Source organism: Geobacter argillaceus, assembly GCF_007830735.1.
Taxonomy (GTDB): Bacteria; Desulfobacterota; Desulfuromonadia; order Geobacterales; family DSM-12255; genus Geomobilibacter; species Geomobilibacter argillaceus.
Map to the genome: position 1 here is coordinate 22,367 of NZ_VLLN01000005.1, position 19,969 is coordinate 42,335.

Genomic DNA, 19,969 nt, shown 5'->3' on the forward strand with positions numbered 1-19,969 from the left:
TGCGGAGGAAAAGGAAACGACCATGAAACGCGAAGGTGTACTCTATATCATCTCGGCGCCGTCCGGGGCCGGGAAGACCACCCTCTGCCGTGAAGTCCTTGACATCTTTCCGCGCTTGCGGCATTCTGTCAGCTTCACGACCCGCCAGATCCGCCCGGGGGAGCTGCATGGCCGGGACTATTTCTTCATCTCCAGGGAAGAATTTCTGCGGATGGTGGAGGCCGGGGAGTTTGCCGAGTGGGCCGAGGTTCACGGCAATCACTACGGTACAGCGCTGGAGACTCTCGAAGCGTATCGCCGCGACGGCATCGACGTCATCCTGGATATCGACTGCCAGGGGGCGCGCCAACTGAAGGAGAAATACGACGGTGGGGTCTTCATCTTCATCCTTCCGCCGAGCTTTGACGAGCTACGCCGCCGTCTGGACGGCCGGGATGCGGACAGCCCGGAGGTGATCGAACGTAGGATGGGCAATGCCGCCGGTGAGATCCGCGAATCCCGCTGGTACGACTACATCGTTGTCAATGATCTCTTCAGCCGGGCCGTGGAGGAGTTGAAGTCGATCATCGTTGCCGAGCGCTGCCGGACACGCCGGGTGCTCGAAGCAGTGTCGCAGCTGTTTGATATCTGTGAAGAGTGAAGAACGCTTTTTTACCTCACTCTTTACCCCTCACCCCTCACGTAATTTGAAAGGAGCAACACATATGGCACGGGTTACCGTAGAAGATTGTCTGGAGAAGGTGGACAACCGTTTTCTCCTCGTCATGCTGGCCTCCAAGCGGGTCAAGCAGCTGTACAAGGGGGCACGGCCGCTTATCGAAAACAAGTCGGAAAACAAGAATGTGGTCCTTGCCCTGCGGGAGATTGCCGCAGGTTCGGTCAACTTCGAAATCTCTTCGCGTCGCGGCGCGAAACACTGACGCCCGCGCGGGGGCTGCCTGTTGGCGGTACCCCGTTTTTTTGTCAACGGGTACATACCCACCAGAGTGAAGGGCGGCAACGCGAGAAGCCGCCTTTTGCCGTATTGGGACACTTCTTTATCCATCTCCATTGCGCAGTGACACTAACAGAGCGGCATGATCAGGCTTAACGACATACTGGACAAGGTTACGACGTACAATCCGACGGCGGATCTCGATCTGATCCGCAAGGCCTACGTCTACTGTGCCAAAGTCCACCAGGGGCAGACCCGTCTCTCGGGCGAGCCGTACCTGGTCCATCCCATGGAGGTCGCGGCAATCCTCGCTGATCTGAAGCTGGATGTGCCGACTGTGGTGACCGGACTTCTCCACGATACGGTTGAGGACACCCTGGCTACCCTGGAAGAGCTTGCTGCCATGTTCGGCGACGAGGTCTCCCGCCTGGTGGACGGGGTTACCAAGATCGGCAAGATCCACTTCAAGACCAAGGAAGAGAGCCAGGCAGAAAACTTCCGCAAGATGCTCCTGGCAATGGCCAACGACATCAGGGTGATCCTGGTCAAGCTGGCCGACCGTCTCCACAACATGCGGACCCTCCAGTATCAGCCCGAGTTGAAGCAGCGTTCCATTGCCCGGGAAACCCTCGACATCTACGCCCCCATCGCCAACCGTCTGGGGATCTCCTGGATCAAGAGCGAGCTGGAAGATCTCTCTTTCCGCTACATCGACCCGCAGGTCTACTATGACCTGGCCTCCAAGGTGGCCAAGAAGAAAAAGGAGCGGGAGGCGTACGTCGACGAGGTCAAGGCGATCATCAACGCCAAGCTGGCCGAGCACGCCATCACGGGCGAGGTGTCGGGGCGGAGCAAGCATCTTTACTCCATCTACAAGAAGATGACGAACCGCAACGTAGATATCGACCAGATCTACGACCTGGTTGCCATCCGCGTGCTGGTGGGGGATATCCGGGAGTGCTACGAGGTCCTGGGTATAGTCCACTCCACCTGGAAGCCGATTCCCGGGCGTTTCAAGGACTATATCGCCATGCCCAAGGGGAACATGTACCAGTCCCTTCACACCACGGTCATCGGTCCTATCGGCGAGCGGATGGAGGTGCAGATCCGGACCGGCGAGATGCATAGGGTCGCCGAGGCCGGCATCGCGGCCCACTGGAAATACAAGGAGGGGAAGGGGTACGACGAGCGGGAGGTGAAACGCTTTGCCTGGCTTCGCCAGCTCCTGGAGTGGCAGCAGGAACTGGCCGACTCCAGGGAGTTCATGGATAGCGTCAAGGTGGAGCTCTTCCCGGAAGAGGTCTATGTCTTCACTCCCAAGGGGGATGTGAAGAGTTATCCCAAGGGATCGAGCCCCATCGACTTCGCCTACAGCGTCCATACCGATGTGGGACACCGCTGCGTCGGTGCCAAGGTGAACGGCAAACTGGTTCCGTTGAAGTACGAATTGAAGAACGGCGATATCGTGGAGGTCGTCACCTCTCCCCACCATACGCCGAGCAAGGACTGGCTCAAGATTGTCAAGAGCTCCCGGGCCCGCAACAAGATCCGGGCCTGGATCAAGACCGAGGAGCGCAAGCGGAGCATAACCCTTGGCCGGGAGATCTGCGAAAAGGAGTTCCGGCGCTTTTCCCTCAATTTTTCCAAGCTGCAGAAGACCGGAGAGATCAAGCGGATTGCCGTGGAGTTCGGCTTTGTCGGCGAGGACGATCTTATGGCTGCCGTCGGTTACGGCAAGCTCTCCTGGACCCAGGTGGCCGGCAAGTTTCTGCCCGATGAGAAGCTGGAGGATGTCCGGGCGCGCAAGGAGTCGCGGGTCGCCAAGGTCCTGGACAGGATCAAGGGGAAATCCTCCAGCGCCATTCAGATCAGCGGGGTCGACGATGTCCTGGTGCGCTTTGGCAAGTGCTGCAACCCGGTCCCTGGCGACGAGATCGTCGGCTTCATTACCCGTGGCCGCGGGGTGACCGTTCATGCAGCGGACTGTCCCGTGGCTCAGGAGAGCGATCCGGCCCGGCGCATCGACGTTGCCTGGAACCGGGACCGCAAATCGGTCCTGCCGGTGAAGATCCGCGTTGCCTGCCACGATCAGAAGGGCATCCTGGCCAACATCAGCCAAGCCATTGCCAACTGCGAGGCCAACATCACCAGTGCCTCCATCCAGAGCACGGTAGACAAGATGGGGGTCAATATCTTCGAGGTGGAGGTGACGGATCTGGAACATCTGCGGCGGGTGATGAACGCTATCACGAAGGTGAAGGGGGTCACCCAGGTGGAGCGGATGAAGAACTAGCAGGTCGCTGAAAAACAGCCATCTCGCCGCCGTCCTCGAAAGCCGCCTTGTGCGGCGTAGCGTTGCTACGCCTCCGCGGGGCTTTCTGCGGGTGCGACGATCTGACTATTTTTGAGCAACCTGAATTTTTCAATTTTATAGGAGAGAATCCATGAGTAAAGAGATTATCACTACCGACAAGGCGCCACAGGCTATTGGGCCATATTCCCAGGGGGTACGGGCCGGCGGGTTCGTTTTTTTTTCCGGACAGATTCCCCTGTACCCGGCTACCGGCGAACTCTGTACCGGCGACATCCGCGAGCAGACCGAACTGGTCATGGCCAACATCGGAGCGGTGCTGGCCGCAGCCGGTCTCGATTATGCTGCAGTGGTGAAGAGCACCATCTATCTTGTGGACCTGGCCAATTTCGCGATCGTGAACGAGGTCTACGGACGGTTCTTCCCGGTAAATCCGCCGGCACGCTCAACGGTGGAGGTAAAGGGGTTGCCGAAAGGGGTGGGGGTGGAGATCGAGGTTGTTGCGCTGGCGAACTGACAGTTCAACGTTCTATGTTCACGGTTCAACGTTGGAAGACAAAAAGCCGCTAGCGCTGGGCGCGCTGCGGCTTCTGGCAGGGTTATAACCTTGAACCTTGAACTCGGAACGTCGAACCGGTGTTAGAGCGCTTTGACCACGTGACCGGAACGGATGCAGCGGGTGCAGACCTTGATGCTCCGGACAGTGCCGTTGCGCAGGGCTTTAACCTTCTGCAGGTTCGGCTCCCAGGTGCGGCGGGTCTTATTGTGAGCGTGGCTGACATTGTTCCCGAAACTCGGGCCTTTGCCGCAGATTTCGCATACTTTGGACATTGCTGAATTCCTCCTCGTTGACTGAAGCATTACTTTTTATCAAAAAGACGGTTAAGCTGCAAGAAAAAATTTCAATGGCCGGTTCTTGTCAGTCGGCCTAAGGGTTTACGTACCGATGGTTTTGTTAAAAGGGTTTTGCTCGCTGCTGACAATCATTGCACTGGTTCTGGCGGTGCTGTTCGTGGACTTCGTCTACAAGACCTTCTCCTTCCGCGCCAGGGATGTGCGCACCGATGCCATTGTTGTGCTCGCCGGTGGACGGGGAAGGATTGAAGAAGGGGTGAGGCTCTACCGGGAGCAGCCCGGAAGCGCCCTTTTTCTGATCGGTGTCGATCCGACGGTCCGTAAGGGTGACCTGTTCAGGGAGCGCCGCGGTGAGCGGGGGGGAGAGGATGTCTATCTGGAAAAGGTCTCCCGCAACACTCTGGAGAACGCCCTGTATGCACGGCAGATACTGGAGCGGCACCAGGTTCGGTCGCTTCGACTCATCACCTCCCGCTACCACATGAAGCGTTCCCTCCTGATCTTTCGTTCCATTCTGCCGAAGGATGTTGCCATCTATCCCCATCCGGTGACTGCCACCAATGTCAACAAGGACGAGTGGTGGAGTCACGGAGGGAGTTTACGACTCCTCTTCAGTGAATTCTACAAGTACTGTCTGTTCAGGTTCTTTTTCCTGTTTTCCCCGAACGAGCTCAGAACCGTGACACGTTACCCGTGACTCGTTAACAGGCTTTTTCCCGTCACGAGTTACCGGTCTCGGCATCTATCCTCGGGAAAAGGGGAGCAGCCTTGGTGATGACCGTTCCCGGCGGGAGAGATCCCCAGGCAAGCCCCGCCGAGGTGACCGGTTCCGTCCACCCCAGGTAGCCGAGGGCCTTTGCCGCGGTGCCCGGCATGAAGGCGTTCAGGAGGAAGTAGACCAGGCGCTGGGATTCGATGAGGGAGTACATCACCGTAGCGAGTCGCTCTTTCCGGGCCGGGTCCTTGGCCAGGGTCCAGGGGGCTGTTTCGTCGATGTACTTGTTGCCGGCCGACACCACCTCCCAGATGGTCTGCAGCGCCTTGCTGAACGCCTGCTCATCCATGTTGACAGCCACCTGGGTAACCATCGCCTCGCTCTTCTGCCGATAGGCCTGGTCCACACCGCTCGGTTCGCCATAAGGAGGCAGGATGCCGTCGAAGTACTTGTTCACCATGGCCGTGGAGCGGTTGAGCAGGTTTCCCAGGTCATTGGCCAGGTCCGAGTTGATCCGGTTGACCAGGGCCGCGTGGGAGAAATCGCCGTCCAGGCCGAACGGCACCTCCCTGAGGAGGAAGTAGCGGACCGCGTCGACGCCGTAGCGGTCGATGAGCATGTTCGGCTCCACCACGTTCTGCAGGCTCTTGCTCATTTTCTGCCCTTCCACGGTCCACCAGCCGTGGGCAAAGACCTTCTTCGGCACCGGCAGGCCGGCGGCCATGAGAAAGGTCGGCCAATAGACCGCATGGAAGCGGAGGATGTCCTTGCCGATCAGGTGGACGTCGACCGGCCAGTAGTCGGCGAAGTTCCCCCCTTCATCGGGATAGCCCAGGGCGGTGATGTAGTTGGTCAGGGCGTCGAACCAGACGTAGATGACGTGCCGGTCGTTACCCGGCACCGGAATCCCCCAGTTGAAAGAGGTGCGGGAGACCGAGAGGTCGCGGAGCCCTTCCTTCACGAAGGCGACGATCTCGTTGCGACGGCTTTTGGGCTGGATGAAGTCCGGATTGGCCTCAATGTGGGCCAGGAGCTGCTCCTGATATTTGCTCATCCGGAAGAAGTACGACTCCTCCTTCAGCTTTTCCACCGGACGGTTGCAATCGGGGCATTTGCCGTCCATCAGCTGGGTTTCGGTCCAGAAGGTCTCGCACGGTGTGCAGTACCAGTCCTCGTATTCGTCCAGGTAGATATCCCCGGCATTCATGACCTTTTCGAAAAAGTGGGTGACCCCCTTCTTGTGCCGTTCCTGGGTGGTCCGGATGAAATCGGTGTAGTCGATGTTCAGTTTTTCCCACAGGGCCTGGAACCGCTTGACCACCCGGTCGGCCAGTTCCAGAGGGGTCTCGCCGGCAGCGTTGGCCGCTTTTTCCACCTTCTGGCCATGTTCGTCGGTGCCGGTCAGGAAAAAGACCTCAAAGCCGCACATCCGCTTGTAGCGGGCCAGCACGTCCGCAGCCAGGGTGGTGTAGGCATGGCCGATATGGGGCACATCGTTGACGTAATAGATGGGGGTGGTGATGTAGTAGCGGCTCATGGTTTCTCCTTTTTCTCCCGCTGGTCACGGTTGCGACGTCCCCGGTTTTGAGGGCGTCCGGAGCCCTGCTTTTCTCCTTTTCCCCTCTCTTCGCGCTGGCCGCGGTTCTGTCCGCCCTGTTCGGCGGGTTGCGTGCGGGGTGGGGGCTGTGGTGCGGCGGTTTCGGTAATCTGTTCCCCGGACATGTCGTCCAGCCGGCAGTGTACCTCCCGGTTGTCAACGGTCCTCAGGGTGAAGGAGCGGTTGAGGATATCCAGCTTGGTGACTTCGCCGGAAACGTTGCCGCACTGAAAATGCTTGCCGCACTTGGGCATCCCCTTGCGCAGGTTGCAGTAGGTATCGAACTCGTATCCCAGGCAGCAGAGGAGCCGGCCGCACTGGCCGGAGATCTTGGTCGGATTGAGGGCCAGGTTCTGTTCCTTGGCCATCTTCACCGAAACGGGAGCGAACTCCCTGAGGAAGGAGCAGCAGCAGAGTTCCCGGCCACAGATGCCGATCCCGCCCACCAGCTTCGCTTCGTCCCGCACGCCGATCTGGCGCATCTCGATCCGGGTGTGGAACTGGTGGGCCAGGTCTTTTACCAGTTCCCGGAAATCGACCCGCCCTTCGGCCGTGAAGTAGAAGATGGCCTTGCTGCCGTCGTACAGGTACTCCACCTTGACCAGCTTCATGTCCATGGCCCGGTCCTGGATCTTGGCTATGCAGAAGTCGGCGGCCTCCTTTTCGCGGGTTGCGTTGCGGGCAGCGGCGGCAAGGTCGTCCGGTGTGACCAGTCTGAGAATCTGCTTGAGGCCTTCCGGTACCACTTCCGGCGGATACTCACGGGGAGGGGACACCACGGCGGCGATGCTCTTGCCCCGTTCGGTTTCGACGATAACCCGGTCGCCGGGGGCCAGCTCAAGGGAGCCGGCATCAAAATCATACAGCTTGTCGGCTGTATGGAATTGTACTTTCACGATTCTTGACAAAATTTCCTCCGGAACGACTGGTGTTAAGCTGCCAGGTTGATGAGCAGCCGGTCGATGGCCAGGCGCGTATTGACGTTTCGCTGTAGCGCCTGGCGGGTTTCCATAATCCGCTCCAGCCGGGTGGTAATCTCGGTGGTTGTCGAACGACCGGCAATGTCGGTCAGGAGCGGGATAAGGTCCTGGTTTGTTACCTCAAAGCTGCCGGCCAGCATCAGCAGCACGTCGCGGTAAAAGCTGGCCAGAAGGTCGAGCAGGCCGGGCAGACGCTCCTTGTCGGCTGAGAGTTGCTCGGCCGTGGTGAACAGGGTTGCCATGTTCCTCAGGGAGAGGGTCGTGACGCTCCGGCACAGCGGTTCCCGGCCGGCCAGCATATCCCCGTCGCTGAGCAGAAGGGCCTGGGTGAGGCTGCCGTTGGCCAGGGTTGCGGCTACTGCCGCAGTTTCGCGCGCAATCCCCTGACGACAGAGAGCTTCTTCAATGGTCTGGGTTGCCAGTCCCCGGAAGTTGACCTGTTGGCAGCGGGAGACAATGGTGGGCAGGACTGCGGCCGGGTTGTTGCTCACCAGGATCATGATGGCGTTGCCCGGCGGCTCTTCCAGGGTCTTCAGGAGCGCGTTGGCCGCTGCCGGGTGGAAGCGGTCGGCGCCATCGATGATACACGCCTTGCGGGGCGCCTCGTAGGGGCGGAGCGACATCTCCCGCTGCAGGGTGCGCACCTGCTCGATCTTGATGTAGGTGCCGTCCGGCTCAATACAGTGGAGGTCCGGATGGGAGCCGGCAGCCAGTTTCCGGCAGGCCGGACAGGCTGCGCAGGCGTCCGTTGCCTTGCTGCCGCAAAAGAGGGTGCTGACTAATGCCCTGGCAACGGTCCGCTTGCCGCAGCCGTCGGGGCCGCAGAAAAGATAGGCGTGGGCCACCTTGCCCGAGGCGATGACCCGTTGCAGCAGGGTGACCGTAGCGGTATGACCGACGATGTCGCTGAAGGTCACGGCCTGCCCCCGGTAAGGCAAGCCGAGACCAGGGAAAAGAGATCTACGGCGGTATCCTCTCTGCCGCGACTGGCGTCGACCGTGACGAAACGCCCCGTCTCCTGGCGGGCCAGGGTCAGGTACCCCTCGCGCACCCGCTCGTGGAACTGGCGCGCCTCCCGTTCGAAACGGTCCTCTTTTGGCTCGCCCGCTACGCCGCTACGGCTGTCGTTTCTCGCAATGGCCCGGCTGAGGCCGATTTCCACCGGGCAATCCAGTAGGATGGTAAGATCCGGGGTTGCCCCGGCAGAGGCAAGCCGGTTCAGCTGGCCGATGATTGTCCGGTCAAGGCCGCGGCCGTACCCTTGATAGGCGAGGGTGGCGTCGGTGAAACGGTCGCAGAGCACGGTCCGACCGGCGGCCAGGGCCGGGGCGATGACCTCCTGCACATGCTGGGCGCGAGCCGCCGCATAGAGGAGGAGTTCGGCGAGCGGGACCATGGCCGTGTTGCCGGCATCCAGGAGAATGGCCCGTACCTGGTCGGCAATGGGGCACCCCCCGGGTTCGCGGGTGAGGAGCACTTCGTGTCCCGCATCCTCCAGGCGCTCGGCCAGGAGTCTGATCTGGGTGGTCTTGCCGCACCCTTCGATCCCCTCAAAGGTTATGAACAGGCCTGTCATGGTGCTCCTTGCCCTGAAAAACTGAAAGTATAGAGGAAGGGGGTGGGATTAATCAAGCTGAAAATCCCCTCAACAGGCCATATCTATTGATAAAATGGGCTACTTTGCGTATAGTGCCCGGTCATGGATGATACCGTTTCCCGGCAACTGGTCGAACTACAGTCGGTCATCGGCCATCGCTTCGCCCGTCCCGCCCTGCTGGTCGAGGCCATGACCCACCGTTCCTTTGTGAACGAGAACCCGACTGGGCACGAGACGGATAACCAGCGCCTTGAATTTTTTGGCGACGCGATCCTCGATTTCAGCGTGAGTGGACTCCTTTTCCGGCGCTTTCCCGAGAGCCGGGAAGGTGAGTTGACCCGCCTCAGGGCACGGCTGGTGGATGAGGAAAATCTGGCCCGGCTGGCTGCGCATATCGGCCTCGGTGCTTGTCTGCGCCTGGGGCGCGGTGAGGAGCGGGACAATGGCCGCAGCAAGCCGTCGCTCCTGGCCGACGCCTATGAAGCACTCCTGGCAGCCGTGTATCTGGATGGTGGCATGCCGGCCGTCGAGGTGCTGGTCAGTGCCCAGTTCGCGCCGCTCCTGGACGAGGCCGCGCTGAACGGGCTGCGGGACGATTACAAGACCATGCTCCAGGAGCTTGCCCAGAACCTCTTCGGTGCGCCGCCGACATACCGGGTGACCGGGGAGAGCGGGCCTCCCCATCAGCGGACGTATGCCGTGGAGGCCGTTATCGGCGGCGAGACGATCGGCATCGGCGAGGGCCGGAGCAAGAAGGGGGCGGAGCAGGCCGCGGCGAGGGATGCCCTGGAGAAGCTTAACGAGCGCGAAGAGTGAAAAGATCAGTTCAAGACTTTTTCCACGCGTTCATACTTCGCCAGGTTGTTGTTTCGTGAAAACGCCCATCGTCCCATTTTTCATTCCCCATCACGGCTGTCCGCACCGGTGTGTGTTCTGCAATCAGCAGGCCCAGACCGGGTCCGGGGCGCGGCTTCCGGATGTATCAACGATCCTGGCGACCGTTGATGCGTACCGGGCAAGCAGTTGCTGCGATTCCCCGGAGGTGGCGTACTACGGCGGAACGTTCACCGCCCTGCCGCGTGCAGTGCAGGAGCGGTTCCTGGCGCCCCTCCAACCCCTGTTGCGAGAAGGGGGGGTGCGTGCGGTCCGCGTCTCCACCCGCCCCGATGCCATTACTCCGGAGGGGGTGGCGTTTCTGAGGGATAACGGGGTGGAGACGGTGGAACTCGGCGTCCAGTCCATGGACGATACCGTGCTGGCTGCGGCGGGACGGGGCCATACGGCGCACGACACCGTGGCCGCCAGCCGCATCCTCCGGGAAGCCGGGATGCGGGTCGGGATGCAACTGCTGCCCGGCCTTCCCGGCGACACACCGGAGAGTGCCGGGGCGTCACTCTCCGAGGTGCTGGCCCTGGCTCCGGACTTCCTCCGGATCTACCCGCTGCTGGTGCTGACCGATACCCCGCTGGCGGAGGCATACCGCTCGGGCGCCTTTTCGCCCTGGTCGCTGGCAGAGGCGGTGGCACTCTGCAAACTGCTTTTGCATCGTAGCGAACAGGCCGGGGTGCCGGTGATCCGGGTGGGGATACAGGCCTCGATCGAGTTGGCCGCGCCGGGAACGATCCTGGCCGGGCCGTGGCATCCCGCCTTCCGGCAGTTGGTGGAGGGGGAGCGCTGGTTCGACCTGGTTGCCACCCTGGCGGCCGCACTGCCGGCAGGGGCGCAGGTAGAGCTGTCTGTTCCTTCGGGGCGCCTTTCCGACCTCGTGGGGCAGCGAAGGGGGAATGTCTCCCGTTGGGAGGAGCAGATGGGTGTTCGGGTAACACGAACCTCTGAGAATCCCTCCCTGGGGCCCGGCGAGTGCCTGATCCAATGGCGTGGCAGAGAGCGCAGGGGCAGCCTGTTGCGGGATTTGGTGTACGAGGCGCAGTAATCGGGAATTGGCCGTTGCTTCATAGTTTTACTTCGTCAGATTACGTCCCGTAGGGACAGAATGCCGGTAGCCCGGCGATTTATCGCCGGGATTCGTGGGTCATCATATCGTTTTCGTCACGTACGTGACTGAAGGATTGCGCTATTCCGTTACCGGGGGATTCATCCCCCGGCTACAGGCGTTCTGTCCCGATGGGACGAAACCAAATGTGACAACGTAGGAATAGCGTGGCATCAACAAGGAGAAACATCGTGACAGAACCAACTTTCCGTTCGGGCTTCGCCGCCTTGGTGGGCCGGCCGAACGTGGGCAAATCGACCCTCCTCAATCAACTCCTGGGGGAGAAGGTCGTCATTACGTCGGACAAGCCCCAGACGACCCGCAACCGGATTCAGGGAATCCTGACCACGGACAGTTCCCAGACCGTCTTTGTCGACACGCCGGGCATACATGTTGCCCGTTCCCGCATCAATCGGATGATGGTGGAGTCGGCCCTGTCCGCGGTCCGGGACGTGGACGTGGTCCTGTTTCTGGTGGAAGCCGACGCCGAACCGAGCCGGGAGGAGAAGGCCCTGCTGGAGGTCCTGGCCAAGGCCACGGCGCCGGTGCTGCTGGTGATCAACAAGATCGACCGGCTGGCGAAGGATACGCTGCTCGCCAGGATAGCGGCCTATGGCGCCGCTCATTCGTTCCGGGAGATCGTTCCCATTTCGGCCCTGAGTGGTGACGGCGTGGAACTGCTGGCCCGGGTGGTGGCCGGTTATCTGCCGGAAGGTCCTCCCTACTTCCCGGATGACCAGCTGACCGACGTGCCGGAGCGGTTCATAGTCGCCGAGATGGTCCGGGAGCAGGTTTTCCGCCTGACCCGGGACGAGATCCCCTATGCGGTGGCGGTAACGATCGATGCGTTTACGGAGCGGCCGGGTCAGGAGTTGGTGGCCATTAGCGCTACCATTCATGTGGAGCGTGACTCCCAGAAGGGGGTCATCATTGGCCAGCGGGGGGCGATGCTGAAGAAGATCGGCAGCAACGCCCGCCGGGAGATCGAGAAGTTTCTGAACAGCCGGGTGTTCCTGGAGCTGTTCGTCAGGGTCAGCCACGGATGGAGCGAGAGCCCCGGCAAACTGAAGGAATTCGGGTACGAGTGAACTTCAATCCGTGAGGGCCGAGCACCCCGTGAAGCGAATGTCCCCGAGCGCCAGCCGCTGTAGGCGAAATGGAGCAAAGCCGGCCCATCCTGTCTGAGCCCGTTAGGGCGAGTTGATGGGCTGGCGCGAAATGAGCCGTACAGCGTCGGTGCGAGCGGGATGCCGAGCGGAGCGGGGCGCTCGGCCCTTGCGGATTCACATGAAAGAGAGCATGGCATGAAACCAGTAGTGGCAATAGTAGGCAGGCCCAATGTGGGGAAATCGACCCTTTTCAATCGTCTGCTCGGGCACCGTAAGGCAATCGTGGACGATCAGCCGGGGGTGACGCGGGACCGCAACTATGGCACCGTCAAGCGGTATGAAGTCCCGTTCACCCTGGTGGACACCGGCGGGTTCGAGCCGGTCAGCAACGACCGCCTGCTGCAGCAGATGCGGGAGCAGTCCCAACTGGCCATGGAAGAGGCCGACGTGGTCCTCTTCGTCATGGATGGCCGCGAGGGGTTGACCGTTGCCGACCGGGAGGTGGCAACCATGCTCCGCCGCCTGGATAAGCCGGTCTTCTTCGTGGTGAACAAGGTGGATGGCGACAAGCAGGAAAACCTGGCCGCCGAATTCTACGCCCTGGGGGTGGCACAGCTGTACACCATCGCGGCCGAGCACAACCGGGGGGTGGGTGACCTGATGGAGGACGTGGTGGCGGCCTTCCCCAGCCGTCCTGCCGTTGACGGGGACGACGCCGTGACGCGGATCGCCGTGGTGGGACGACCCAATGTGGGTAAGTCGTCCCTGGTGAACCGCCTCGTCGGCTTCGAGCGGAGCGTGGCCAACCCTGTTGCGGGGACGACGCGGGACTCCATCGACACCGTTTTTACCTGGCACGGCAAACGCCATATGCTGATCGATACTGCCGGCATCCGGCGAAAAGGGCGGGTCAGTCAGAAAATCGAGACCTACAGTGTCGTGGACGCCCTGCGAAGCCTTGACAGGGCCGATGTAGCCCTGATCGTGCTCAATGCCGAGGAGGGTATTACCGAGCAGGATACCAAGATCGCCGGCTACGCCTATGAGGCCGGTCGGGGCTGCATTTTCGTGGTGAACAAGTGGGATACCCTGGCCAAGGACAACAGAACGGTTGGCGTTTTTATCGACAAAATCAGAACGGAATTTAAATATCTGCCATTCGCTCCGATACTCTTTCTATCGGCCAAGACCGGCCAGCGGATCAACACGGTAATGGAAGCGGTGGCACAGGTGATGGCGGAGTATACCAAACGGGTTTCCACCGGCGACTTGAACCGACTCCTCAAGGAGGCGGTGGAAGAACATCACCCGCCGCTCCACCAGGCGCGACGGGTCAAGTTCTATTACGTCACCCAGACAGCTACCCGGCCGCCGGCCTTTGTGTTCTTTACCAACCAGCCCGACGGGATACACTTTTCCTACGAACGCTATCTGCTGAACAAACTGCGGGAGCGGTTCGGTTTCTCAGGAACCCCGCTCAGGATCATTTTCCGGGGACGGGACCAGGAAAAGAAACGATGAGGTTCGTTCCGACCGCCGGAAACGAACCCGTGCGGACGCGAATGAACGGGACGGACTTGAATAATGCCATTTCCCGGCAGAGGCAATGGCCATGAGCCTGGTCGGCAGCCTGGAAGAGCTGGGGCTGGGCGAGATCCTGCAGATCGTCAGCCTGAGCCGTAATTCGGGTATTCTTACCCTTCAGAGCAAAGGGCGTGAAGGGACGATCGTTTTCCGCTTCGGTCAGGTGATCAGGGCAACCTCCAGTAACTTTCGCCGGTTCCTGGGCGATGTGCTGGTGGAGCGTGGCGTTCTTGACGGGCCAACGCTGCGGAATGCCCTTGCCATACAGAAGGAGGAGGGGTATCGCGCCCCGATCGGCTCGATTCTGATCCGGGAGTTCCAGGTTTCGGCCGAGCGGATCGAGGAGGTGGTCCGGGAGCAGATCGAGCAGGTGGTTTATTCCCTGTTTGCCTGGCAGGAAGGGAACTTTGCCTTCGATCTTCAGGAGTCGGTGGAGGCAGTCGATGGCATCCGGATGGATCCGGTCCAGTTCATGCTGGAACAGGGGTTGGATACCAAGTTTCTGGCAATGGAGGCAGCCAGGATACTTGACGAACAGTCCGTTACGGGTGATCGGGGTACTGGCGAGGGGGGGGACGGACAGCCAAAGCATGCGGTCGATATCGCTTTTGATCCGATGCAGGAGTCGACGGAGGTCTCCGTTGCGGAATCGACGATCCGGCCCGCTGCCGCCAGCGGGACAATTGTCCTGGTGGACGACGATGAGGGGACACGAGAGTTTCTGACCACCATGTTCCGGGAACTCTCCTTTGAGGTGAGTGCCTATGCCGGGAGTGAAGACACCCTGATCGCCGTCGACACCCTCTACCGGCAGGGGGCACGGCCACTGGTCATGGTCGACCTGATCATGCCCTGTATGGACGGTTCGGGCATACTGGGGGGACTGGAACTGCTGGAGTTGATTCACCACCATTTCCCCGATCTCCGCGTTATGGTCATGTCCGACTACCATAACAGCGATGCGGAGCGCCAGGTGCTGGGGATGGGGATCGACTTTATTCTGAAACCGCGTCGTTCAGACCTCGACGACCCCTCGGCGCGGGAAGAGTTCGGCGGCCGCTTTCGGGAGCTCCTTGCCAGGGCGAAACCGGGAGCGACGGGAACCGGGCAGGTGAACCTCGGGGATGAGCTCCGCATGGAGATGGGGGAGATCTTTTCGCCGGTCTCTGCCATGCCGGTGCGGAGTACCGGCATTACCCTGCTCAGAGGGATGCTGGAAGAGCTCAACGATCCCGCCCTTGGTGGCGGCATCATCCTGCTGGTCCTGCGGTTCGCTTCGGAGTTCATGAACCGGGCGGTCATCTTCCGGCCCAAGGGTGGAGAAATCGTGGGGCTCGGTCAGTTCGGGATCGATGATGATGCCACGATAGCCGATCGAAAGATCCGTAACCTGCGCATTCCCAAGGAGGAGGCGTCGATCTTCAGCACCATCTTCGTCGGTCCCGGGTCGGTCAAGATGTCGCCGGGCGAGTCGTGCCGGGACAGCCAACTCTTTGCCGAACTCGGTGGGCCGCCGGTAGAGCTGTTCCTGGGACCGATCTTGAGCGGTGGTGAGGTTGTTGCCATCCTCTATGGTGACAATTTTCCCGAGCAGCGTTCGATCGGGGACACCGATTCACTGGAGATCTTTCTGTCCCAGGCGGGAATTGCCATGGGAAAAGCGCTCATGGAGAGCCGTCTGAAAGAAAAACGTCCGGAGGAGAGATGAAGCGTATTCTCATTGCCGAAGATTCGCCGACGATGCGTTCATTGATGGCCACAACCATTGAGTCTTGCGGCAACTATGATATCGTTGAGGCTGCTAACGGATTCGAAGCACTGCGCCTCCTGCCCAGGATCAAGGCCGACCTGATCATTACCGACATCAATATGCCCGACATCAACGGATTGGAATTGATCAGCTATGTCCGGAACAGTCCACACTACCGGGACATCCCCCTGTTCATCGTGAGCACCGAAGGGGGCGGGGGAGACAGGGGAAAAGGGCTGGCCCTCGGGGCAAACGAGTACCTTGTCAAGCCGTTCGATCCGGTCCTGCTGCAGAAGTTGATCCGGCAATATCTGGGTTAGCCGGTTTCCCGGCACCCTGCTGAACCTTAGAACAATCTCCGTAGGGAGCGGTATCCTGACCATATGAGCACATTAGGCAAGGCTGTCTCAGACTTTCTGGCGGAAGCGGAAGAGATCATCGACCAACTCGGCGGCGACCTGGTTGAACTGGCTGATTGTGCGGACACCGGCGATTGCAATCCGGACCTGCTCAATTCCATCTTCCGTGGTGCCCACTCCCTGAAGGGACTGGCCGGTATGTTCGGCTTCAGTCAGATTCAGGAGCTGGCCCATACCATGGAAAATCTTCTTGATTCTCTCCGCCTCGGCAAAGTTCCCCTTACCGATGCGGTCATCAGTGTATTGTCGGATTCGTCAGAGCTCCTGGGCTCCATGGTCCGCAGTGCCAGTGGCGGGTCCATGGATGCGACGGGACTTTCGGAGATCGTGACCCGCATTACGGCCTGCGTCTCCACCCCGAAGGCGGTCGACGGCCCATCCCCGCTGGCTTTTCTTGGCCTGTCGGAAGCCGTTTTAACCGCCCTGACCGAATACGAGGAACACCGGCTCCTGGAAAACCTGAAAAAGGGGCGGAACATCTATTCCGTCATGGCATCCTTTGACTTGACCACCTTCGACCAGGATCTGGGAAGTTTGACCGAGATGCTGAAGAGCTGTGGCGAGGTTATCAGCACCCTTCCCAGCGTGGGAAGCAACATTGAGTTGTCCATAGACTTCGAACTCCTCTTTGGCAGCGACCTGGAGTTTGACCAGGTGCGCGAACTGGTGGCAGCTACAACGGTTGCTGTCCGTCAGCTCGGTAGTGGTGTGGCGCCACCGCCTTCTTCTCATGCGGCAGTGTCCCCCTCCCCGACCATTTTGGCATCGCTTTCGGATGCAACGCCTGCTGTGATTTCCGTACCATCCTCCTCACCACCGGCAGCGCCAGGAGGGGGTGGCGACGCGGCCACGGCCAAGAGCATGAGCCGCACCGTGCGGGTCGACATCGGCAAGTTGGACGATCTGATGAATATTGTCGGCGAACTGGTTCTGTGCCATTCCTCGATTTCCGTGATCAGCGAGCGGATGCATCGTGACGGTCTCACCCCCCTGGTCCAGGAGTTGACCAAGGCAGCCAAGGGGCTGGAGCGGAAGCTGACCGAACTGCAGAAAGGGGTCATGGAGATCAGGATGATCCCGGTGGGCCAGCTCTACGAAAAAATGGGACGGATCGTGCGTAAGGTCGCCCGTGAGCAGGGGAAAAAAGTCGATCTGAAACTGTACGGGGCCGATACGGAACTGGACAAGCTCATTATTGAAGATATTGCCGATCCGGTGATGCACATTATCCGGAACGCCATTGATCATGGCATCGAGCCGCCCGAGGAGCGGCGGCGCGTCGGCAAGGAAGACGCGGGGACCATCAGGCTTTCGTCGTTTCAGAAGGGGAATCATGTTGTTATCGAGGTAGAGGACGATGGCCGTGGCATTGATACCGGCAAGGTCCGGAGGAAAGCCGTCGAGAAGGGGTTGATTGGCAGTGCCGATGCCCTCTCCGATCATGAGGCGATCGAGCTGATATTTCTTCCCGGCTTTTCCACCAGTGATACCGTGAGTGAGATCTCCGGGCGGGGTGTCGGGATGGATGTGGTGAAGAACAACATTGCCGCCGTCTCCGGCATGGTGGACATTGAGAGTGTTTTCGGCAAGGGGAGCCGGATCACCATCACTCTGCCCATCACCCTGGCCATCATCAAGGCGCTGATTATTGCCTCTGCCGGCCGTACCTACGCCCTGCCCATCACCTCGGTGCTGGAAACCATCATGATCAACCGTGAGGATATCCTTACCGTGGAGCGGAAAGAGGTCATCCAGCTTCGGGAGATGACGCTGCCACTGCTGCGTCTGGGTGATTTCTTCCATCTCCCCGCACCGGACAGGCCATCGGATGACATGTACGTCGTGGTGGTGGGGGCAGCGGAAAAAAGGCTCGGGATCATTGTCCACGACCTTCTCGGCCAGCAGGATATCGTCATAAAATCTCTCGGCACTATATTGGACTGGGTAAAGGGGATTTCCGGCGCTGCCGACCTGGGTGACCAGCGGACAATCCTGGTCCTGGACGTGGCCGGGATCATCAATGAAGCGACGCGTGGGGGCGGTTAGGTGTACAACGATTTCTATGGGTTCACGGAAAAACCGTTCAGCAAAACCCCCGATCCCCGTTTTCTTTATCTGAGTCGTGGACACCGGGAAGCCTTGGCACGGCTGCAACACGCGGTTGAAGAGCGTGAGCTCGCCCTTCTGACCGGCGATATCGGCTGTGGCAAGACCACGATCTCCCGGGCGTTGATGGATGCCATGGGCGAGCAGTATCGTTTCTGCTTCATCTTCAATCCGCGCCTCACTGCCCTGGAGTTCCTGCGGGTGGTGGCCAGGAGTCTGCTCAACGACCTTCCATCCGGCGGCAAGGACGAACTCCTCTCCCGGGTCACCGACACGCTGTATCAGCTCCACCGTGAAGGGTGCTGCCCGGTCATTGTGGTGGATGAGGCCCAACTGATACCGGACCGGGAGATCTTCGACGAAATCAGGCTTCTGACCAATTTCCAGTTGGATGACCGGAATCTGCTCAGTGTCATCCTCATGGGGCAACCGGAGCTCAGGACTATTCTTGCCAGTTCGATCTACGAACCTTTTCGTCAGAGGATAGGTCTCCAGTATCACCTGGAGCCACTCACCCTCGAAGAGACGCTGGAGTACCTGGATTATCGTGCCGTGGTGGCTGGCGGGGCCGAGGGGCTGTTTTCCCCGGACGCCGTTCAGCGGATTTATGAGCTTTCAAAAGGGGTGCCGCGTCGCATCAATTCGATTGCCACCAATGCCATTCTGGAAGGATTTGGCCGGGATGTCACATTCATCGATGCCGAGCTGATTGACAGTGTTGCCCATGAAATTATCGTGTAAAGGGATGATGGTTTTGCCATGAATCTGGCAGAGATAAGAAAAAAGGCCCTACAGGAAAAGGATGCGGGGGAAACCTCCCCGGGAGGTTCTTCTGTCGTGAGCGCTCCTACCTATTCGCTCCCTGTCCGGGAAGATCCGACCGGCCCCGCAGCGCCGGGCATTTCGGACGAGCTGGCAGTTCCGGGCGTGGAAGAACTCCCTGAACAGCAACCCATTCCCGTGGCCGAAGTAGTTGCCGTTTCGGCGCCGGCCATGCAGGAGACCGTGCCTGTGCCGGAACCACTCTCCTTTCCGGGAACGATGGCAACGGCTTCTTTTGACCCGATTGCCGAACTTCTGGCGGGGCGGGAGCTGGCAGGAGGAGAGGATGAGGACGAGCTTTCCGCACTTATCGAGGGGGCTGCTTCACTTGACCGGATTGAAGAGTATCTCTGTTTCCGGGTGGCAAACGAAAACTATGCCATCAATATCATGGAGATCAAGGAGATCATCAAGCCCCGCGAGGTGACCGAGGTGCCGCGGGTTCCCTCCTATGTCCTTGGCGTCATATCCTTACGGGGTGTGATTATCCCGATATACGACATGCGCCGCCGCTTGGGGCTCGATGATGTGCCGGGCGGGAACAGGCGGAGAATACTCGTGGTCCGTCATCGGGAGGAATTCGCCGGTATCCTGGTTGATCAGGTAAGCCATGTGGTAAAGCTGGGGGCTGCCGACGAAGAACAGCCACCAGCGGTCCTCGACGGAACCGGTCGGGAGTTTGTTCAGGGGATTGGTCACCATGATGGCAGCATGTTGATACTCCTTGACCTGGATAAGATCCTCGATATGAGTTTGAGCTGAGCAGGGCCTGCTGTTCAGGGCAACTGCAGGAGAGTGATTAATGACATCCGCGAAAAAATATCGGATTCTTGTGGTGGAGGATGAAGAAAGTCTCCTGAAACTGGAAAGTATTCTCCTCTCACTGAGGGGCTACGAGGTGACCGGCGTGACAGACGGTGTCGAGGCGTTGGCGGAGATCGAACGCAACAGACCGGACCTCATCGTACTGGATATCATGCTGCCGGGCATGGATGGTTTCGAGGTCTGTCGACGCATCCGCGAGAATCCGGAGACACGTGACATCCCGGTGGTCATGCTGACTGCCAAAAAGAGCACCCAGGACTATGCCAAGGGTATGGAATGCGGGGCCAATGCCTACATCACCAAACCGTTCAAGTCGAGCAAGGTGATGGACGTTATCGCAGAACTCCTCAAGCCTTGACAGACTGATAGCTC

At 59.9% G+C, this 19,969-nt stretch carries 20 protein-coding genes; 15 read left to right on the top strand and 5 right to left on the bottom strand.

Features of this window, described 5'->3' with window-relative positions:
* Positions 1-22 precede the first annotated feature (22 nt).
* The 4 genes from gmk to JN12_RS05415 all read left to right on the top strand — a co-directional run bounded on the left by gmk (position 23) and on the right by JN12_RS05415 (position 3,762).
* Positions 23-640 (top strand): guanylate kinase, encoded by a 618-nt coding sequence (gene gmk / locus JN12_RS05400; RefSeq protein ID WP_145019348.1) that lies wholly within the window; start codon positions 23-25, stop codon positions 638-640.
* A 64-nt stretch (positions 641-704) separates the two neighbouring features.
* Entirely contained in the window at positions 705-920 is a 216-nt protein-coding gene (rpoZ, locus tag JN12_RS05405; protein ID WP_145019351.1) for a DNA-directed RNA polymerase subunit omega, read from the top strand.
* Positions 921-1,076: 156 nt separating this feature from the next.
* On the top strand, positions 1,077-3,227 hold the full coding sequence (locus JN12_RS05410) for a RelA/SpoT family protein (RefSeq protein WP_145019354.1): 2,151 nt from the start codon (positions 1,077-1,079) through the stop codon (positions 3,225-3,227).
* A 151-nt stretch (positions 3,228-3,378) separates the two neighbouring features.
* Positions 3,379-3,762: a RidA family protein gene (locus JN12_RS05415; RefSeq protein ID WP_145019358.1), complete on the top strand. Its 384-nt coding sequence runs from the start codon at positions 3,379-3,381 to the stop codon at positions 3,760-3,762.
* A 122-nt stretch (positions 3,763-3,884) separates the two neighbouring features.
* Here the strand turns inward: JN12_RS05415 and rpmB are convergent, their stop codons facing one another.
* Positions 3,885-4,076 (bottom strand): 50S ribosomal protein L28, encoded by a 192-nt coding sequence (gene rpmB / locus JN12_RS05420; protein WP_145019361.1) that lies wholly within the window; start codon positions 4,074-4,076, stop codon positions 3,885-3,887.
* 115 nt (positions 4,077-4,191) lie between these two features.
* Between rpmB and JN12_RS05425 the strand changes: the two genes are divergently transcribed.
* Positions 4,192-4,797: a YdcF family protein gene (locus JN12_RS05425; protein ID WP_145019364.1), complete on the top strand. Its 606-nt coding sequence runs from the start codon at positions 4,192-4,194 to the stop codon at positions 4,795-4,797.
* A gap of 22 nt (positions 4,798-4,819) precedes the next feature.
* Here JN12_RS05425 and metG read toward each other — a convergent pair whose 3' ends face one another.
* From metG to tmk, 4 genes are read right to left on the bottom strand one after another with little or no spacing between them, the layout of a single operon-like run.
* Positions 4,820-6,352, bottom strand: a complete 1,533-nt coding sequence (gene metG, locus JN12_RS05430; RefSeq protein ID WP_145019367.1) for a methionine--tRNA ligase — start codon at positions 6,350-6,352, stop codon at positions 4,820-4,822.
* The gene (ricT, locus tag JN12_RS05435; protein ID WP_145019370.1) at positions 6,349-7,320 is read right to left on the bottom strand and encodes a PSP1 domain-containing protein; all 972 of its coding nucleotides are present in this window, start codon (positions 7,318-7,320) and stop codon (positions 6,349-6,351) included. Before ricT ends, metG begins: the two co-directional genes overlap by 4 nt.
* A gap of 23 nt (positions 7,321-7,343) precedes the next feature.
* Complete coding sequence (gene holB / locus JN12_RS05440) at positions 7,344-8,309, bottom strand: DNA polymerase III subunit delta' (protein WP_145019374.1); 966 nt, start codon at positions 8,307-8,309, stop codon at positions 7,344-7,346.
* Positions 8,306-8,968 (bottom strand): dTMP kinase, encoded by a 663-nt coding sequence (tmk, locus tag JN12_RS05445; protein ID WP_145019377.1) that lies wholly within the window; start codon positions 8,966-8,968, stop codon positions 8,306-8,308. Before tmk ends, holB begins: the two co-directional genes overlap by 4 nt.
* A gap of 123 nt (positions 8,969-9,091) precedes the next feature.
* On the opposite strand from tmk, the gene rnc reads away from it, so the two are divergent.
* The 10 genes from rnc to JN12_RS05495 all read left to right on the top strand — a co-directional run bounded on the left by rnc (position 9,092) and on the right by JN12_RS05495 (position 19,955).
* Positions 9,092-9,805, top strand: a complete 714-nt coding sequence (gene rnc, locus JN12_RS05450) for a ribonuclease III (protein ID WP_145019380.1) — start codon at positions 9,092-9,094, stop codon at positions 9,803-9,805.
* Positions 9,806-9,860: 55 nt separating this feature from the next.
* Entirely contained in the window at positions 9,861-10,922 is a 1,062-nt protein-coding gene (locus tag JN12_RS05455; protein ID WP_246125760.1) for an elongator complex protein 3, read from the top strand.
* Between the two features lie 251 nt (positions 10,923-11,173).
* Positions 11,174-12,070 (top strand): GTPase Era, encoded by an 897-nt coding sequence (gene era / locus JN12_RS05460; protein ID WP_145019387.1) that lies wholly within the window; start codon positions 11,174-11,176, stop codon positions 12,068-12,070.
* Between the two features lie 216 nt (positions 12,071-12,286).
* Positions 12,287-13,612, top strand: coding sequence for a ribosome biogenesis GTPase Der (der, locus tag JN12_RS05465; RefSeq protein WP_145019390.1), 1,326 nt, complete (start codon positions 12,287-12,289; stop codon positions 13,610-13,612).
* Between the two features lie 91 nt (positions 13,613-13,703).
* Positions 13,704-15,383, top strand: coding sequence for a response regulator (locus JN12_RS05470; RefSeq protein WP_145019393.1), 1,680 nt, complete (start codon positions 13,704-13,706; stop codon positions 15,381-15,383).
* Entirely contained in the window at positions 15,380-15,745 is a 366-nt protein-coding gene (locus JN12_RS05475) for a response regulator (RefSeq protein WP_145019396.1), read from the top strand. The genes JN12_RS05470 and JN12_RS05475 overlap by 4 nt, the downstream gene beginning before the upstream one ends.
* A gap of 63 nt (positions 15,746-15,808) precedes the next feature.
* Entirely contained in the window at positions 15,809-17,890 is a 2,082-nt protein-coding gene (locus JN12_RS05480; protein WP_145019399.1) for a chemotaxis protein CheA, read from the top strand.
* Positions 17,891-18,691: an ExeA family protein gene (locus tag JN12_RS05485; protein WP_145019402.1), complete on the top strand. Its 801-nt coding sequence runs from the start codon at positions 17,891-17,893 to the stop codon at positions 18,689-18,691.
* Positions 18,692-18,787: 96 nt separating this feature from the next.
* Positions 18,788-19,534: a chemotaxis protein CheW gene (locus tag JN12_RS05490; protein WP_246125761.1), complete on the top strand. Its 747-nt coding sequence runs from the start codon at positions 18,788-18,790 to the stop codon at positions 19,532-19,534.
* A gap of 40 nt (positions 19,535-19,574) precedes the next feature.
* Positions 19,575-19,955, top strand: coding sequence for a response regulator transcription factor (locus JN12_RS05495; RefSeq protein WP_145019410.1), 381 nt, complete (start codon positions 19,575-19,577; stop codon positions 19,953-19,955).
* Positions 19,956-19,969 lie beyond the last annotated feature (14 nt).